Genomic DNA, 16,104 nt, shown 5'->3' on the forward strand with positions numbered 1-16,104 from the left:
GCGCCTCAGGCGCCCTCCGCCTCCGCGACCTCCTCCTCCTCCAGGAACCCCGGCAGCCACGCCTCGAGTTCGGCCCGGAGCCGCACCGTCGCGTTCAACTGGCAGAGCACCCCGATGGTGCTCAGCGTCACGCGGTGGATGAGCAGGTACGACGGCGGAAGATTGAGCTGCTTGCCCAGCTGATGGGCGGGGGACCGGACATCGGCGATCCGGGCGGCCTGGGTGCGCAGCCAGGTGCGGGTGAAGGTGAACTCCTCCGCCTCGGCCGGTTCGATGATGGGCAGCAGATACTGCAGCACCGCGTCCGGGTCGAGGTCGATGGACTCCTTGACGAACCCTTCCTCGCACAGCAGCCCGTAGACCGCCTCCGCATCGCCCTCGATGGTCATCCGCAGACATTCGCCGATGGTGTCGGGCAGTCCGCCCGGCAGCCGGTCCACGGTGCCGAAGTCCATCACCCCCAGACGCCAGCCGTCCCCCTGATCGTCGGGCAGCAGCCGGAAGTTGCCCGGGTGCGGGTCGGCGTGGAGAAGCCCGGTGCGTGCGGGGCCGGAGAAGAGGAAGTGCGCCAGGAGCTGGCCGGCCCGGTCCCGTTCCTCGTCCGTGCCGCCGGAGACGACGTCCGCCAGCGGTATGCCGTCGATCCACTCCGTCACCAGGACCTGGTCGCTCTGGTGCACCACGTCGGGGACGAGCACGGCGGGGTCGTCGGCGAACTCCGCGGCATGCTCGCGCTGGGCCTGTGCCTCCAGTTCGTAGTCCAGCTCCTCGGACACGCGGTCGCGCAGTTCGGAGATCAGCGGCTTGATGTCCATGCCCGGGACGAGCGGCCCCAAGAGGCGGGCGAACCTGCTCAGTTGGGCCAGGTCGGACAGCAGCGCCTCGCCCGCGCCCGGGTACTGCACCTTCACGGCGACGTCACGTCCGTCGTGCCACACCGCTCGGTGCACCTGACCGATCGACGCGGCGGCCGCAGGTTTGTCCTCGAAGGACAGAAACAGCTCTCGCCAGTCCTCGCCCAGGCGCTCCTCCAGCGCCGCGTGGACCGTTCGCGTCGGCATCGGAGGCGCCGCCTCCTGAAGCTTGGTCAGGGCGGCACGATAGGGGCCGGCGACCTCCTCGGGCAGCGCCGATTCGAAGACGGACAGCGCCTGCCCGAGCTTCATCGCACCGCCCTTCAGCTCTCCCAGAACGCGGAACAACTGATCCGCCGTGCGCTGTTGCAGCTCGCGGGCCACGATCTCGGCCGACTTGCCGCCGATGCGTTTCCCCAGCCCCCAGGTGGCCCGGCCGGCGAAGCCCAGCGGCAGGGCTGCCAGCTTGGCGGTCCGGGTGACCGCCTTCCGGGGAAGATCAGACATGCGCCCCTCCAATTCCCAGACAGCCTGCCGCGGCTGCCGGCGGTGAAGTCCGCCGACCGCGGTTACCCGTTCATTGTCGCGTGCGCCGCGGCGACCGCCGAGGTGTTCCCCCTCTCAGTTTTTCCCGCCGCACCGCAGACGCAGTCGGGATGGGGGTGGATCCGTTCGGACCGCCACGACAATTGCGGCAGCGAAAGCTCCCACCTGGAACCGGCGCTCGCGGGTGCTCCGCCGTCGAGGAACGATAGTGCGTGGCAGGCGGCCAGCCCCGACACCGCCGTGGCCAGTGTGACATCGCAGGCGGCCACGGTTCCGCGCCGACCGGACCGCCACTGGGCGAGCAGCCGCGGCCTGCCCGGATCGAGATCCGCCCGACCCCGCTCCATGCAGCCCCCGCACGCCGTGCAGCCGGGCAGCACGAGGGGGCCGACCACGCCGGTGGCCTCCACAACACCCGTATAGAGGTGGGGAATACCGCTCGCGATCCGCTCCTCGGCCTCCTGGAGCGCGGGTGCGTACGCGGCCAGCCCTTCCCGCGGTGCGAGAACGACCAGGCTGAGTGCCGGCTCCGCACCGACCGGGTCCCGGGTCTCGGCGGCACGCGGTCGGCCGGCCGGGGCGGCACGCCGCACCAGCCGCCGGGCCGCCGCGTCCCTGCGGTCCCCTACCGCCTCGACGGGCAGGCCGCCGGGTGCCACGTCACCCGGCTCCGTGCATCCGCCGTCCAGCACTTCGACCTGCCCCACACCGGCGGCCGAGAGTGTCGCGGCGATCGACGCGCCCACCCTCCCCGCCCCGCGCACCTGAACCCGTATGGCCCGCCGGGCGGCCACCCGCCCCGCCGCACCACCCGGTTCGGGGTGGATCACGGACAGCGCGGCGATGTCCGGCCGCAACCGGTCGTGGGCCGCGGCCCGTTTACGCAGTGCTGCGACCGCCGGGCCCCCGGCCGTCGGGTCGTCGAGCAGGCCCGCTGCCGTCAGGCGGCTCACCAGGGCTTCCGCCCTGCCGTCCGGCAGGCCCATGGCCCGTGCCTCCTCGCGCAGCAGCGGGAGACCGCGGGTCCCGTCCAGCAGCTCCATCAGAGCGCCGGTCGCCGTGTCCACGGGCCCCAGAGTCACCGCATGCGCGGGCGTGACGCCGAACTGCACGGACTGGCGGTCCCGCCATGCCCGCCGCAAAGCGGGCTTCATCATCGGATGCATTTCCGTTCCCCCGTCGATCTTTAGCACGGCTCGTCGCTTGGCACGGCTCGTCGCTTGGCACGGCTCGGCGTTTTGCACGGCCCGGCTTTTTGCGCGGCCGTCGTCAGGCACGGCTCGTTCTTTGCCGCGCTGATCCGGAGCCGTGTCCGAACCGTTGCCAGAATGCAGGGCGGCCGCGACGCGTGTGAAAAGTTGTCCACAGGCAGGGGGTATTAGTCGTTCAAATGGTGCAGCCATGGGGTGGATCAAGTGGCAGGCGTCCCAGGGACGGGACTTCCCCCAGGGGCAGCGGGTAACGTCGAGGCGTGTCCGTCGATCCTCCCCCTCGCCTCGCTGGGGAGACCTCGCCGCGCGGTGCGGGAGGTCAGCAGCGCAGCGCGCCACGCCACCCGCCCCGCGGATCGGGGACGAGCGCGGTCGAGGTCCGCCGCAGCGCCCGGCGCAGCAGAACGGTCTCCGCGTACCGGGAGGGTGACCGCACCATCGTGCTGATCCCGGCCAGGATGTCGGAGGCGGAGGAGCGGCGCTGGGTCGGCGTCATGCTCGACAAACTCGCCGCCCAGGAGAGCAAGCGGGTTCTCGGTGACGCGGAACTCACGGAGCGTGCGGAGCGTTTGTCCGCCCAGTATTTCGACGGACGCGCCAGACCGGCTTCCGTACGCTGGGTGACGAACCAGAACACCCGCTGGGGCTCCTGCACTCCGGCGGAGGGCAGTATCCGGCTGTCCCACCGGCTGCAGGGCATGCCCGAGTACGTGGTGGACTACGTACTCGTCCACGAACTGGCCCACCTGCTCGTTCCCGGTCACGGCCCCCGGTTCTGGCGGCTGATGGAGGCCTACCCGCGCACCGAGCGCGCCCGCGGCTATCTGGAGGGCGTCGTCTCCGCCGACCGACTGCCGCATCTGCCGACCGCTCGCGGAGAGTGACGGTCGACGGTCCTGTACCGGATGTGTACCGGCTTGGCTCAATGTCCGCCCCAACGGTTAGCCTGACGCGACGCATTCAATTCGGGATGGGGGACGGTCGTAACGTATGGCCAGGGAATTTCAACGCGGCCACAAGGCCAAGATCAGTGATCTCACTCCGGGAACAGATCTGTACGTAGGCGTGCAGATCGCCGCTCCTGGTCTGACCTTCGACATCAGTTGCTTCGGGCTCGATGTCAACGAGCAGCTGTCCGACGACCGGTACTTCATCTTCTTCAACCAGCCGAAGTCGCCCGAGGAGTCCATTCAGCTGCTCGGCGCGCAGTCCGGCGACACTGAGTCGTTCCGCGTCACGCTCGACCGCATCCCGGCGAACATCCATCGTCTGTCCTTCACCGCCACGATCGACGGTGCCGGTCAGATGTCGCAGATCGGCCCCGGGTACATCCGCATCGTCGCCGGTGGCGAAGAGGTCGTGCGGTACGCCTTCACCGGCTCCGAGTTCACGACCGAGCGCGCCGTCATGCTGGGGGACTTCTACCTCAAGGACGTATGGCGTTTCGCTGCCGTCGGTCAGGGATTCGACGGCGGTCTCGACGCCCTGCTGAAGAACTTCGGCGGCGAGGTCGCCGAGGAGGAGCAGCCGGCCGCGCAGCCGCCGCAGGGCGCGGCTCCGTCGTTCGCGCCGCCTCCGCAGGCGTCCGCGCCGGCACCGGCGTTCGGAGCTCCGGCCGCCCCCGCGGCGCCGCAGGCGCCGCAGCCCGCGCCGTCCTTCGGCGCACCTGTGGGCCCGCAGGCTCCCGCCGCCCAGCAGAACCCGCAGATGCACGCCGCGCCGACCATGGCCGCCCCTATGGCGCCGCCGGCCCCGTCCCCTTACGGACAGCCGCCGCAGCAGCCGCAGTTCGGCCAGGTCCCGGGCCAGACGCCGCCCGGCCAGATGCCCGGTCAGGTCCCGGGACAGCCGCCGCAGCCCGGTATGCCGTCGCCGTACGGCCAGCAGCCCCCCGCCCCGTACGGCCAGCAGCCCCCTGCCCCGTACGGCCAGCAGGCGCCTGCCCCGTACGGCCAGCAGCCTCCCGGTATGCCCCAGGGCGGCGTGCCCCAGGGAGCTCCGCAGGGCGGCGCCGGCCTCCAGGCGGCCCTGCAGCCGTACCGCGAGACGGCCACGGGCCAGCGCTGGACCCCGCAGAACCAGCAGCTCATGCGCGTCGACCTGACCATGGGCGGCACGCCCGTGCTCGCCCGTCAGGGCAGCATGGTCATGTACCAGGGCAAGGTCGACTTCAGCTACAAGGGCGCCGGTTTCGCCGGCCGGGTCGTCGGCAATGCGACCGGCCAGGAAATGCAGTTGATGCGCTGCAGCGGACGCGGCCAGGTCTTCCTCGCCGAGGACGGCGCCCATCTGCACTCCATCGAGCTGCAGGGCGACGGGATCTGCGTCTCCGCCGAGCACGTCCTCGCCTTCGACGAGTCCCTGCAGCACGAGGTCCGCCGCATCGAGGGCCACGGCATCCCCGGTGGCGCGCTGTTCACGATGATGTTCCAGGGCACGGGCACCGTCGTCGTCAAGACGCACGGCGTCCCCGTCGTGCTGCCCGTCACGCCCACCACGTTCGCCGACTGCAACGCGGTCGTCGCCTGGTCGGCGGCCTCACAGGTCATCCTCTCCAGCCAGGTCCGGCTGCGCCGCAACGCGTATCCGGGACACAGCGGCGAGACCGTGAACCTCCAGTTCCGGGGAGCCCCCGGCAACTTCATCGTCGTCCAGCCGTACGAGGTCTGAGGGAGCCCGAATAAATGAACCAGCAACTCGCGGGCTTCGCCCCGACCCCCGTCGCGGCCCGGATGGAGAACCACGGCCGCGCCATGCTCAAGGTCGCCATGGCCACCGGCCAGGACCTGTACGCGCGTACCGGATCGATGGTCGCCTACGAGGGCTTCGTCCAGTACGAGCCCAACCCGCCCGCCGTCCGGCAGATCGCCGGCCAGTGGGTGACCGGCGAGGGCGCCCCCGTCATGAAGTGCTCCGGCGACGGACTGCTCTACCTCGCCGACTACGGCGCGGACATCGTCGTCATCAACCTCAACAACGACTCGCTCTCGGTCAACGGCAGCAATCTGCTCGCCTTCGACGCGCACCTCCAGTGGGGCGTGGGCAAGGTCAAGGGCCTGGCCAAGTTCGCCGGCCAGGGCTTGTGGAACGTGGAGATCGCGGGGACGGGCTGGGTCGCCCTGACCTCGCGCGGCACCCCGATCGTGGTCGAGTGCGGTCGCGGCGAGGACGAGACGTACGTCGACCCCGACGCGCTCGTCGCCTGGTCCCCGAACCTGAAGGTGAAGGGCAAGCGCAGCTTCAAGGCCTCCTCGCTGATCGGGCGGGGAAGCGGCGAGGCGTACCAGATGGCCTTCTCCGGCGAGGGCATCGTCGTCGTACAGCCGAGCGAGGACAGTACCGACCGCCTGCGGATCCGGCACTGAGGGGGAGCGAGAACACATCATGCAGAGCCCGCTTTTCAACTACGCAGAACAGCAGAGCCAGGAACGGTACGCCGTGCAGAACCCGCAGCTGCTGCGGGTCGCGCTGACCGGCCACGACGACATCCTCGCCCGCAAGGGCGCCATGGTGGCGTACCAGGGACTGGTCGACTTCGACGGCGAGTACCAGTCGAGCAACCAGCGCCGGTCCCGCGCCAACACCGGTGAGGGCCTCGACCTGATGCGCTGCTCGGGTCAGGGCACGGTCTACTTCGCCAACCTCGCGCAGTACATCCACGTGGTGGACGTCGAGCAGGAGGGCATGACGGTCGACAGCGCCTACGTTCTGGCGCTCGACTCCACGCTGCACACCGAAGTGATCGCGGTGGACAGCCAGTACGGCATCTCCGGGTCCGGCAAGTACCAGCTCAACATCTCGGGCCGGGGCAAGGTCGCGCTGATGACCTCCGGCCAGCCGCTGATGATGCAGGTCACCCCGGACAAGTACGTCAACGCCGACGCCGACGCCATCGTCGCCTGGTCCACGGGCCTGCGGGTGCAGATGCAGGCGCAGACGCACTCCTCCGGCGTGCGCCGTCGCCGCGGCAACACCGGAGAGGGCTGGGAGCTCAGTTTCCTCGGCCAGGGCTTCGCCCTGGTCCAGCCCAGCGAGGTCATGCCCCCGCAGAACGCGGACATCGGCCAGGGAGTGCGCGCGCAGTTCGGCGCCGGCCAGCACGGCTCGCACGCCCAGAACCAGAACAACGCCTGGAACTAGCCCGCGCGAAAGACACGGGTAAGGGGCGGTCGCCATGGCGACCGCCCCTTACCCGTGCGCCGCGAGTACGCGCCTGTGTCCGGAGCCGCTAAAGAAGCGCCCGCGTACGCTCCATGAGCCGTACGACAGAGGCGTCGGCGACGTCCGCGACCTCGTCGTACCGGAACCAGCGCAGGTCCAGTGATTCGTCGCTGATCGCCGGGGCGGCGCCCGCCGGGGCGAGCGCCGCGTACTGCACGTCCAGGTGCCAGTGGCACGGCGCCGGGATCGGATGGCGGTCGAGCACCACCGGCCCGCCGGGCAGCAGGGACAGCCCGGCCATCCCGGACTCCTCCGTCGCCTCGCGCAGCGCCGCGCCGGCGAGTGTCGTGTCGTCCGGCTCGCAGTGGCCGCCCATCTGCAGCCACATGCCGAGCTTCCTGTGCAGCGTGAGCAGCACCCGCCCGCGCTCCGGGTCGATCACCAGGGCGCTGGCCGTCAGATGCCCGGCGTGGCAGGACTTCCATGTCCCGTCCGGGTGCTGTGCCAGATGATCCAGATACGTCTGCCGCAGGTCTTCCTGTTCGCCCCGGGCGTCGTAGCCCTTGAGGACGAGGACCGCGTCGTCATGGAGGCTCACTTGTCGGTGTCGCCCTCGCCCCGGTCCTCGTCCGTGCCGGAGTTTCCCTGAGCGCCGGAGTCACCGGAGTCGTCGGACCGGTCCTTGTCGAGCTTCGGGCCGCCCTTGCCCCCGCCGGCCGCCTCGCCGAGCATCTTGTCCAGCTCGGAGAAGTCCAGCTGCTCACGGTGGACGAAGCCGTCGGGGTCGTCCAGGTCGGTGGCCGTCGGCAGCATGTCCGGGTGCTCCCACAGGGCGTCACGTCCGTCCATGCCGCGGGCGTCCGTCAGCGAGGCCCACAGCCGCGCGGCGTCCCGAAGCCGGCGGGGACGCAACTGGAGACCGATCAGGGTCGCGAACGTCTGCTCGGCGGGGCCACCGGAGGCACGGCGCCTGCGCAGCGTCTCCCGCAGGGCGCTCGCCGACGTCAGCCGGGAGGACGCCGCCTCGTGCACCACGGCGTCCACCCAGCCCTCGACCAGCGCGAGGGCGGTCTCCAGACGGGCCAGGGCCGCCTTCTGCTCCGGGGTGTCCTCCGGCTGGAACATGCCCTGCTGGAGTGCTTCCTGCAGCTGCTCGGGATGCGTCGGGTCGAACTGGCCGACGACGTCCTCGAGCTTGGTCGTGTCGACCTTGATCCCGCGCGCGTACCCCTCGACCGCGCCGAACAGGTGCGAGCGCAGCCACGGCACGTGAGCGAAGAGCCGCTGGTGGGCGGCCTCGCGCAGGGCCAGATAGAGCCGGACCTCTTCCCTGGGAACGCCGAGGTCCTTGCCGAGCGCGTCCATGTTGAGCGGGAGGAGCGCGGCCTTGCCGGCGGGGCCGAGCGGCAGTCCGATGTCGGTCGACCCGACCACTTCACCGGCCAGCACGCCCACCGCCTGTCCGATCTGCTGACCGAACATCGCACCGCCCATCGACCGCATCATGCCGATCAGCGGGCCGGCCATGGCCTGCATCTCCTCGGGCAGCACATCGCCCATGGCGAGACCGACGCGCTCCGCGACCGGGTCGACGAGCTGCTGCCAGGCCGGCAGGGTCGCCTCGACCCACTCCGCCCGGCTCCAGGCCACGGCGGTGCTCGCGCCGGAGGGCAGCGACGTCGCGCCGTCCAGCCACAGGTCGGCCAGGCGCACCGCCTCCTCGACCGCGGTCCGCTCGACCGGACCGACGCTGGCGTCCTTGGTGCCGTCCGGCGTGCCCTGGGAGACGGTCTGGCGGGCGATCTGCTTCGCCATGTCCCAGTTGACCGGGCCGCCCTCGTAGCTCAGCATCTGGCCGAGCTGCTGGAAGGCCGCGCCCAGGTCGTTCGGGTTCAGGGAGCCGAACATCGCCGCGAAGGGGTTGTCCCCGCCGCTTCCGAAACCGAATCCGAAGGGGTCGGCCGGGGACCCTCCGGAGCCCTGGCCACCTTCGCCGGGATTCTTCTTCTTGCCCTCGTCGCCGTTCTCCGGCTCCTCCGGCGGAAGGCCGAATCCGAATGGGGTGTCACTCACGGGTTTCCTCGGCTCGTAGGGCCGCCGGCTTCCTGCCGGCGGCGGCTGCCCGACATCACCACCCAGCGTAGACATCCGAACCGCTTACGGGCTCGGTGCTCCGCCGACACGTGGCCTGCGGCAGGATGGACGCCACCTGGTGCGTATGCGTCATTCGCTTACGTACTGAAGACAACCGCTGGAGACGCCTGGTGAGTTCCCCAGATCCGCAGGTTCGCGCAGCGCGAAACCACTCAACCCCTCCCGCAGGCCGCGGGCCGTCCGGTCGTGGCCCCGTCGTCGCGGTCACCGGCGCGGCCACCGGCATCGGTGACCTGCTGACCCGGCGCCTCGCCGAGTCCGACGAGGTCAAGCAGGTCGTGGCCCTGGACGAGCGCCGCGGCGAGGTGACCGAGGCGCAGTGGCACATCCTCGACGTGCGGGACCCGGCCATCGCGGAGAAGCTCCGCGGCGTCGACGTCGTCGTGCACCTGGCGCTCGACCTCGGCCTGGACTCCGATCCCGCCGCGCGCACCGCCTACAACGTCCGCGGCACCCAGACCGTGCTGACCGCGGCCGCCGCCGCCGGGGTCCACCGGGTCGTCCTGTGCACCTCGGCCATGGTCTACGGGGCGCTGCCCGAGAACGACATCCCGCTCTCGGAGGACGCCGAGCTGCGTGCCACGGCCGAGGCGACCGGCGTCGGCGACCTTCTCGAGATCGAGAGACTGGCCCGCCGAGCGCCCCGCGCGCACCCCGGCCTCAATGTGACGGTGCTCAGACCGGCCGTCCTGGTGGGCGGCACCGACACCGCGCTCACCCGCTACTTCGAGTCGCCCCGGCTGCTCGTGGTCGCCGGGTCCCGCCCGACCTGGCAGTTCTGCCACGTCGAGGACCTGGTGAGCGCCCTGGAGTACGCCGCTCTCGAGAAGGTCGAGGGCGAGCTGGCCGTGGGCTGCGACGGCTGGCTGGAGCAGGAGGAGATCGAGGAGCTCAGCGGCATCCGGCGGATGGAACTGCCGTCGGCGGTGGCCCTGGGCGCCGCGGCCCGCCTCCACCGGATCGGTCTCACGCCTTCCCCCGCCGGGGACCTCGTGTACACGATGCACCCCTGGGTGGTGAGCGTCAGCAGGCTGCACGACGCGGGCTGGCGTCCGCAGTGGACCAATGAGGAGGTGCTGGCCGCGCTCCTGGAGGAGGTGGAGGGCCGCCACACGGTGGCGGGCCGTCGTCTCGGCCGCAAGGACGCCACCGCCGCCGGCGCCGCCGGTGCGACCGTCGCGCTGCTCGGCACGGCCGCCCTGGTCCGCCGGGCACGCAAGGCACGCCGGAGGATCTGAGGAGAGTGTCTGGCTGCCGGTCGGAGCCCGGGCTTGTGGGAGGCTCCAACGAGGATTGATCCCGAACGGTCGAAAGGGCTATTCCGCGTTGTCGGTGCGGTACGGCACGATGGACGTCATGGCACGCACGTACGACCATCCAGGCGAGCAGGCGGCGACGGACCCGATCCGTCTGCTGGCGATCCGGGACACGCCGCTGTCCCTCGACGAGGTGTTCACGGCGGTCGGCGACGACGCCGCGGGCGGCACGGCGCTGTTCGTCGGCACCGTGCGCAACCACGACGGTGGCGCCGATGTCGACACCCTCGGGTACTCCTGCCACCCGACGGCGGAGGCGGAGATGCGCCGGATCGCCGAGAAGGTCGCCGCGGAGTACCCCGTTCGGGCGCTGGCCGCCGTCCACCGTGTGGGTGACCTGGCGGTCGGTGACCTCGCGGTGGTCGTCGCCGTGTCCTGCCCGCACCGGGGGGAGGCGTTCGAGGCCTGCCGGAAGCTGATCGACGACCTCAAGCACGACGTGCCGATCTGGAAGCACCAGCGTTTCTCGGACGGTGCAGAAGAGTGGGTCGGCGCGTAGCGCTGTCGTTGAGGGGTGGCGGTCGGGCGACGGGCGGGCGGGTCCGCGCGTGCTGATCCGGCCGTGCCGGGTGCCCGTGCCGTTGGGGTGACGCCAAAACCCGACCGGTACCCATCCGCCCGATTTGCGTAACCGCACCCCTGCCGTGAGCGTTGAAGCGGCAGATGACTAATCTGCTGATCAGTCGGTGTTTTCGCTCATGGGGTAGGGAGGTCGCGATGGCAGTTCTGGCCTGGTTGCTGATTCCGCTGTTCGCTGCTGTCGGTGCTGCGATATGGGCGGGCTGGGCGTCCAGAAACCGTACGAGCGGTGATGTCGCCGAGCTCGCCGGCTATGCCCGTTTCCGTGACGCGATGGAGCGGGCCGCCTCCCCCTCCGGCACCGACGCCGTGCGTCCCTGACACACTGACCGAACCGACCGACCGTCCCGCGCCGCTGCTCAGAGCCCCGGACGGACCGGCCCCGACGGTGCTTCCACAGGCATGTCCCGTACTGTCGTTCCATGCCACGCCGCACCGCGACGATGCTCGCCTCCACGCTCATCTTCATTGCGCTGCTCTGCGCGGGCGTGTTCCTCACCGTGCCGTACTCGAAGATGTCCCCCGGCCCCACGGTGAACACCCTCGGCACCGCGGACGGCGAGCCGGTGCTCGACATCTCCGGCCGTGAGACCTACCCGACGACCGGTCATCTGAACATGACGACGGTCCGGGTCACCGGCGCCGATTACCAGATGAACCTTCTGGAGGCCGTCTACGGCTGGGTGGCGCACGACTATGTCGTCGTGCCGCACGACACCCTCTACCCGAACGGGAAGACGGAGGAGGAGTCGACGCAGGAGAACGCCGAGGAGTTCAGCCAGTCGCAGGAGAGCGCCAAGGTCGCCGCCCTGCGGGAGCTGAAGATCCCCGTCAAGGCGCGCGTCGTCGTCTCCTCCGTCGTCAAGGGCTCGCCGTCGCAGAACAGGCTGCACGCGGGAGACGTGATCCGCGCCGTCGACGGGACGCCGGTCAAGCAGCCGGAGGACGTCGCGAAGCTCGTCGTGAAGCACAAGCCCGGTGAGGAGGTCGTCTTCACCGTCGTGCCCGCCGACGAGGCCGCCGCCGCGGAGAAGGCGGGCAAGGAGCCGGCGAACACCGCGAAGGTCACGGTCGAGACGGTCAAGGCCGAGGACGACGGCCGGGCGATCGTCGGGATCCAGGCCGGAACCGACCACACATTCCCGTTCGAGGTGGACATCAATCTGGCGGACGTCGGTGGCCCGAGCGCAGGTCTGATGTTCGCTCTCGGCATCGTCGACAAGCTCACGGCCGGGGAGTTGACAGGCGGCAACTTCGTCGCCGGTACGGGCACCATCGACGAGGCCGGCAAGGTCGGACCGATCGGCGGCATCGAGATGAAGCTCGTCGGCGCGCGCAACGCGGGTGCGGAGTACTTCCTCACGCCGAGCGCCAACTGCGCCGCCGCGGCCTCCGACACCCCGGACGGGCTGACGCTGGTGAAGGTGGACACCATCAAGGACGCGCGGGCGTCGCTGATGAAGATCGAGGCGGGCCACACCGCCGCGCTGCCGAGCTGTTCGGCGAGCTGACCCGCCGGCCGCAGGCTCTCCTGAGCCGCCGGCTCAGGACGCGCGAGCCACGACGCCGCGCCCCGACCATCGGGACGCGGCGTCGCCCTGGGAGTCGCGTCTACGACTCGAAGGTCGCGTGCAGGGCTTCGGCCAGGCCGGGAACAAGGCCCGCGCCGGTGAGCACCTCGTTCGGGGAGTCCTTGGAGCGCAGTCGCAGCGCGGACTCCCTGCTGCCGTCGCGCAGGACGGCCACGGTCATCCGGACCTCCTGGCGGTCGGGGTGCTCGGCCACCCACTTGGTGAGGGCCGTGTCGTCGAGACCGACCGGTACGTCGGACTCCGCCGAGGGCGGCAGCATCAGCCGCTCCACGGTGAGGGCGCAGCCGGCGACCGCGTCGGGCCATGCGATGGTGCCGAGGAATTCGTCCAGTGGGGTGCCGGCCGGGATCTCGTCCTGTTCGACGGGGGTGAGCGGCGCGGCCTGCTCGGCGGTGTCAAGGCCGAGCTGTGAGGCCAGCCCCGGTTCCTGGGAGCGCAGCTGAGCGGTGTCGACGAGAGCGAACAGCCGGGCCGGCTGATCCCAGCCGAGACCGGCCGCGTACTCGTCGATCTCGAGCACGGCGCGGGTGAGTGGGGTCGCGGCCATCGGGGGGCCGGAAGAGGAAACGTTGGGCATGCCCAATATCCTGCCTCCTTCCTGCCCCGCGACGGGAACTAGGTAAAGCCTCAGTAAGTTGCATAGGTGGGCTCTACGATCGCGGGGCCCGTTCCACACAACCGCGAACTTCGAGGGGCGCACGTTGGCTTTCCAGATGCCGGACCGCGGCGGAGGCCCGACAGGGCCACGGATCAGAGTGGGCCGGCCGTCCCGGCGTGTCCGCACCCTGCTCATGACGTTGGGCGCCTTGGCCGTCCTGGCCATGGTGTTCGTCATGTTCTCCGGGTTCTGGACCGACTGGCTCTGGTACCGCTCGGTCGATTACTCGTCCGTCTTCACCACGACTCTCTGGACCAAGATCGGCCTGTTCGCCGTCTTCGGTCTGCTGATGGCGACCGCCGTCGGCGTGAACATCTGGCTGGCGCACCGGCTGCGGCCGCCGCTCAGCGCGATGTCGCTGGAACAACAGAGCCTCGACCGTTACCGGATGAGCATCGCCCCGTACAAGAAGTGGGTGCTCCTCGCGATCACCGCACTCGTCGGGCTGATCGCCGGAGCGTCCGCCACGGGCCAGTGGCGGACCTGGCTCATGTGGGTGAACGGTGTGTCCTTCGGTCAGAAGGACCCGCAGTTCGGCATGGACGTGTCGTTCTTCGCGTTCGACCTGCCGTGGTACCGGTTCATGCTCGGCTTCGGCTTCGCGGCCATCGTGCTGTCGCTGATCGCCGCCGCGCTGACCCACTACCTGTACGGCGGGCTGCGCATCACCAGCCCGGGCGCCCGCGCGACCGCCGCGGCCACCGGCCATCTGTCGGTGCTGCTGGGCCTGTTCGTCGCCCTGAAGGCCGTGGCGTACTGGCTGGACCGGTACGGCCTCGCGGTGAAGTCGAGCGACTTCAAGGCGACCGACAACTGGACGGGCCTGCGCTACGTCGACGCCAACGCGTATCTGCCGGCGAAGACGATCCTGTTCTGCATCGCCGTCATCTGCGCGCTGCTCTTCTTCGCGACGCTGTGGCGCCGCACCTGGCAGCTGCCGGTGATCGGCTTCGGTCTGATGGTCCTGTCGGCGATCCTGATCGGCGGGCTGTACCCGGCGATCGTGCAGAAGTTCCAGGTCCAGCCGAACGAGCAGGCCAAGGAAGCGCCGTACATCGAGAAGAACATCGAGGCGACACGCAAGGCCTACGGCATCGACGCGGTGAAGCCCGGGGACTACACGGGCCGCGGCGAGGTCAAGAACCCGGCGCAGCAGCGGAAGAACGCCGACGCCGCCGCCAGCTACCGCATCAACGACCCGAACATCGTCTCGCCGACGTTCCAGCAGCTGGAGCAGGAGCGGAAGTACTACCAGTTCCCGTCCACCCTGGACGTCGACCGGTACGCCGGCCAGGACACGATCATCGGTCTGCGTGAGCTCAACCTCGCCGGGGTCGACAAGCGCAACTGGATCAACGACCACTTCACGTACACCCACGGCTTCGGCGCCGTCAGCGCCAAGGGCACCGCGACCGCGGAGGGCACCAGCGGCTCGCCGGCGTTCACCGAGTCCGGTCTGCCGACCAAGGGCATGCTCGGGGACTACGAGCAGCGGATCTACTACGGCGAGAAGACCACGCAGTACTCGATCGTGGGCGGCCCCCAGAAGGAGCTGGACTACGAGCAGGACGGCGGCGGCCAGGTCACCACGAGCTACAAGGGCAAGGGCGGCATCGACGTCTCCGGCCCGCTCAACCGCGCCGCCTACGCCGTCGCCTTCAGCGAGCCGCAGATCATGTACTCGGGAGCCATCGGCGACGGTTCCAAGATTCTCTACAACCGCACGCCGAAGCAGCGCGTCGAGGCGGTCGCCCCGTGGCTGACCATCGACGGCGACGCGTACCCGGCCGTGATCGGCAAGCGGATCCAGTGGGTCGTCGACGCCTACACCACCACCAACGGCTACCCGTACGCCTCGCGGACGACGCTGGGCGACACCACGGCCGACTCGCTGACCGACCGTCAGCGCGCGGTGGTCGCGCAGCAGAACCAGGTCAACTACATCCGCAACTCGGTGAAGGCAACCGTCGACTCCTTCGACGGCACCGTCACGCTGTACGAGTGGGACGAGAACGACCCGGTGCTGAAGACCTGGAAAAAGGCGTTCCCGGGCACGGTCAAGGACAAGGCCGACATCCCGGACGCGCTGCAGGATCACCTGCGGTACCCGCAGGACATGTTCAAGGTCCAGCGTGAGCTGCTCGCCCTCTACCACGTCACCGACGCGGACCAGTTCTACAACGCGAGTGACGCCTGGCAGGTGCCGAACGACCCGACGAAGTCGGACAGCAACGCGGTGCCGCCGTACTACCTGTCGATGAAGCTGCCGGGTGACAAGGCCCAGCAGTTCTCGCTGACGACCACGTTCACCCCCAGCGGACGGCCCAACCTCCGGGCCTTCATGGCGGTCGACGCGGACGCCAAGAGCGACGACTACGGCAAGATCGAGCTGTTGCGGGTGACCGACGACAACGTCGACGGCCCCGAACAGGTCCAGAGCCGGCTCAACCGCCATGGTCCGATCGCCACGTACGTCCGTGACCTCAAGGGCGCGGACTCGACGATCAAGTACGGCAACCTGCTGACCGTTCCGCTCGACAGCGGCTTCCTGTACGTCGAGCCCATCTACGCCCAGGGCCGGGGCTCCGAGTTCCCGCTGCTGAGCAAGGTGGCGGTCGTCTACGGGCAGAAGATCGGCTTCGCCGACGACCTCGCCGGCGCCCTCAGTCAGGTCTTCGGGGAGGAGGGCGCTCCGGACGAGGAGACGCCGCCGACCGACCCGGCCGAGCCGCCGGGCGACCCGACCGAGCCCCCGGCCACCGGGGACGCCGCCCTCAAGAAGGCCATCGCGGACGCCCAGAAGGCGTACGACGACGCCAGGGCCGCCCTCGAGAAGGAGCCGACGGACTGGGCCGCCTACGGCAAGGCGCAGGCCGACCTGGAGGCCGCGCTGAAGCGCGCCGCCGACGCGCAGAAGGCCCCGCCGGAGTCCGCGCCGGGCGCCGAGTCCGACGCCAAGCCGGATGCCAAGCCTGGCGCGAAACCTGACGCCGAGCCGGACGGAGGGGCTCCGCCAGGCGAGTGACCAGGCAC

The 16,104-nt window shown here is 70.2% G+C and carries 14 protein-coding genes; 9 read left to right on the forward strand and 5 right to left on the reverse strand.

Features of this window, described 5'->3' with window-relative positions:
• Positions 1-5: 5 nt before the first annotated feature.
• Positions 6-1,361 carry an AarF/ABC1/UbiB kinase family protein gene (locus ACFYOP_RS14920; protein WP_356892311.1) on the reverse strand — a complete coding sequence of 452 codons (1,356 nt, stop codon included), beginning with the start codon at positions 1,359-1,361 and terminating at the stop codon, positions 6-8.
• 62 nt (positions 1,362-1,423) lie between these two features.
• Positions 1,424-2,566 (reverse strand): ThiF family adenylyltransferase, encoded by a 1,143-nt coding sequence (locus ACFYOP_RS14925; protein WP_356892309.1) that lies wholly within the window; start codon positions 2,564-2,566, stop codon positions 1,424-1,426.
• Between the two features lie 305 nt (positions 2,567-2,871).
• On the opposite strand from ACFYOP_RS14925, the gene ACFYOP_RS14930 reads away from it, so the two are divergent.
• The 4 genes from ACFYOP_RS14930 to ACFYOP_RS14945 all read left to right on the forward strand — a co-directional run bounded on the left by ACFYOP_RS14930 (position 2,872) and on the right by ACFYOP_RS14945 (position 6,751).
• Positions 2,872-3,495, forward strand: a complete 624-nt coding sequence (locus ACFYOP_RS14930) for a SprT-like domain-containing protein (protein ID WP_356892307.1) — start codon at positions 2,872-2,874, stop codon at positions 3,493-3,495.
• 106 nt (positions 3,496-3,601) lie between these two features.
• Positions 3,602-5,281 (forward strand): TerD family protein, encoded by a 1,680-nt coding sequence (locus ACFYOP_RS14935; protein WP_356892305.1) that lies wholly within the window; start codon positions 3,602-3,604, stop codon positions 5,279-5,281.
• Positions 5,282-5,295: 14 nt separating this feature from the next.
• Positions 5,296-5,976: an AIM24 family protein gene (locus tag ACFYOP_RS14940; RefSeq protein ID WP_356892303.1), complete on the forward strand. Its 681-nt coding sequence runs from the start codon at positions 5,296-5,298 to the stop codon at positions 5,974-5,976.
• 19 nt (positions 5,977-5,995) lie between these two features.
• Positions 5,996-6,751: an AIM24 family protein gene (locus tag ACFYOP_RS14945; protein ID WP_356892301.1), complete on the forward strand. Its 756-nt coding sequence runs from the start codon at positions 5,996-5,998 to the stop codon at positions 6,749-6,751.
• Positions 6,752-6,839: 88 nt separating this feature from the next.
• On the opposite strand, the gene ACFYOP_RS14950 is transcribed toward ACFYOP_RS14945, so the two are convergent.
• Positions 6,840-7,370, reverse strand: a complete 531-nt coding sequence (locus tag ACFYOP_RS14950; RefSeq protein WP_356892299.1) for an NUDIX hydrolase — start codon at positions 7,368-7,370, stop codon at positions 6,840-6,842.
• Positions 7,367-8,845, reverse strand: a complete 1,479-nt coding sequence (locus tag ACFYOP_RS14955) for a zinc-dependent metalloprotease (protein WP_356892297.1) — start codon at positions 8,843-8,845, stop codon at positions 7,367-7,369. Before ACFYOP_RS14955 ends, ACFYOP_RS14950 begins: the two co-directional genes overlap by 4 nt.
• A 191-nt stretch (positions 8,846-9,036) precedes the next feature.
• Here ACFYOP_RS14955 and ACFYOP_RS14960 point away from each other — a divergent pair, with 191 nt between their 5' ends.
• From ACFYOP_RS14960 to ACFYOP_RS14975, 4 genes are all read left to right on the forward strand, one after another.
• On the forward strand, positions 9,037-10,164 hold the full coding sequence (locus ACFYOP_RS14960) for an SDR family oxidoreductase (RefSeq protein WP_356892295.1): 1,128 nt from the start codon (positions 9,037-9,039) through the stop codon (positions 10,162-10,164).
• Positions 10,165-10,282: 118 nt separating this feature from the next.
• Entirely contained in the window at positions 10,283-10,741 is a 459-nt protein-coding gene (locus ACFYOP_RS14965; protein ID WP_356892293.1) for a molybdenum cofactor biosynthesis protein MoaE, read from the forward strand.
• 218 nt (positions 10,742-10,959) lie between these two features.
• Complete coding sequence (locus ACFYOP_RS14970) at positions 10,960-11,142, forward strand: hypothetical protein (RefSeq protein WP_356892291.1); 183 nt, start codon at positions 10,960-10,962, stop codon at positions 11,140-11,142.
• Between the two features lie 101 nt (positions 11,143-11,243).
• A complete protein-coding gene (locus tag ACFYOP_RS14975; RefSeq protein ID WP_356892289.1) occupies positions 11,244-12,332 on the forward strand; it encodes a PDZ domain-containing protein in 1,089 nt (362 codons plus the stop codon).
• A 100-nt stretch (positions 12,333-12,432) separates the two neighbouring features.
• On the opposite strand, the gene ACFYOP_RS14980 is transcribed toward ACFYOP_RS14975, so the two are convergent.
• Positions 12,433-12,990 (reverse strand): PPA1309 family protein, encoded by a 558-nt coding sequence (locus ACFYOP_RS14980; protein WP_356892287.1) that lies wholly within the window; start codon positions 12,988-12,990, stop codon positions 12,433-12,435.
• A 136-nt stretch (positions 12,991-13,126) separates the two neighbouring features.
• Here ACFYOP_RS14980 and ACFYOP_RS14985 point away from each other — a divergent pair, with 136 nt between their 5' ends.
• A complete protein-coding gene (locus ACFYOP_RS14985; RefSeq protein ID WP_356892568.1) occupies positions 13,127-16,096 on the forward strand; it encodes a UPF0182 family protein in 2,970 nt (989 codons plus the stop codon).
• Positions 16,097-16,104 lie beyond the last annotated feature (8 nt).

The organism is Streptomyces sp. NPDC006294 (genome assembly GCF_042870895.1).
In the GTDB taxonomy this organism is placed as follows: Bacteria; Actinomycetota; Actinomycetes; order Streptomycetales; family Streptomycetaceae; genus Streptomyces.

Excerpts from the sequence above, each read along its gene's own strand:
- ACFYOP_RS14925 (WP_356892309.1), bottom strand. The coding sequence starts at position 2,566 with ATGCATCCGATGATGAAGCCCGCTTTGCGGCGGGCATGGCGGGACCGC.
- ACFYOP_RS14975 (WP_356892289.1), top strand. The coding sequence starts at position 11,244 with ATGCCACGCCGCACCGCGACGATGCTCGCCTCCACGCTCATCTTCATT.
- ACFYOP_RS14965 (WP_356892293.1), top strand. The coding sequence starts at position 10,283 with ATGGCACGCACGTACGACCATCCAGGCGAGCAGGCGGCGACGGACCCG.
- ACFYOP_RS14985 (WP_356892568.1), top strand. The coding sequence starts at position 13,127 with ATGCCGGACCGCGGCGGAGGCCCGACAGGGCCACGGATCAGAGTGGGC.
- ACFYOP_RS14935 (WP_356892305.1), top strand. The coding sequence starts at position 3,602 with ATGGCCAGGGAATTTCAACGCGGCCACAAGGCCAAGATCAGTGATCTC.
- ACFYOP_RS14940 (WP_356892303.1), top strand. The coding sequence starts at position 5,296 with ATGAACCAGCAACTCGCGGGCTTCGCCCCGACCCCCGTCGCGGCCCGG.
- ACFYOP_RS14980 (WP_356892287.1), bottom strand. The coding sequence starts at position 12,990 with ATGCCCAACGTTTCCTCTTCCGGCCCCCCGATGGCCGCGACCCCACTC.
- ACFYOP_RS14945 (WP_356892301.1), top strand. The coding sequence starts at position 5,996 with ATGCAGAGCCCGCTTTTCAACTACGCAGAACAGCAGAGCCAGGAACGG.
- ACFYOP_RS14920 (WP_356892311.1), bottom strand. The coding sequence starts at position 1,361 with ATGTCTGATCTTCCCCGGAAGGCGGTCACCCGGACCGCCAAGCTGGCA.
- ACFYOP_RS14970 (WP_356892291.1), top strand. The coding sequence starts at position 10,960 with ATGGCAGTTCTGGCCTGGTTGCTGATTCCGCTGTTCGCTGCTGTCGGT.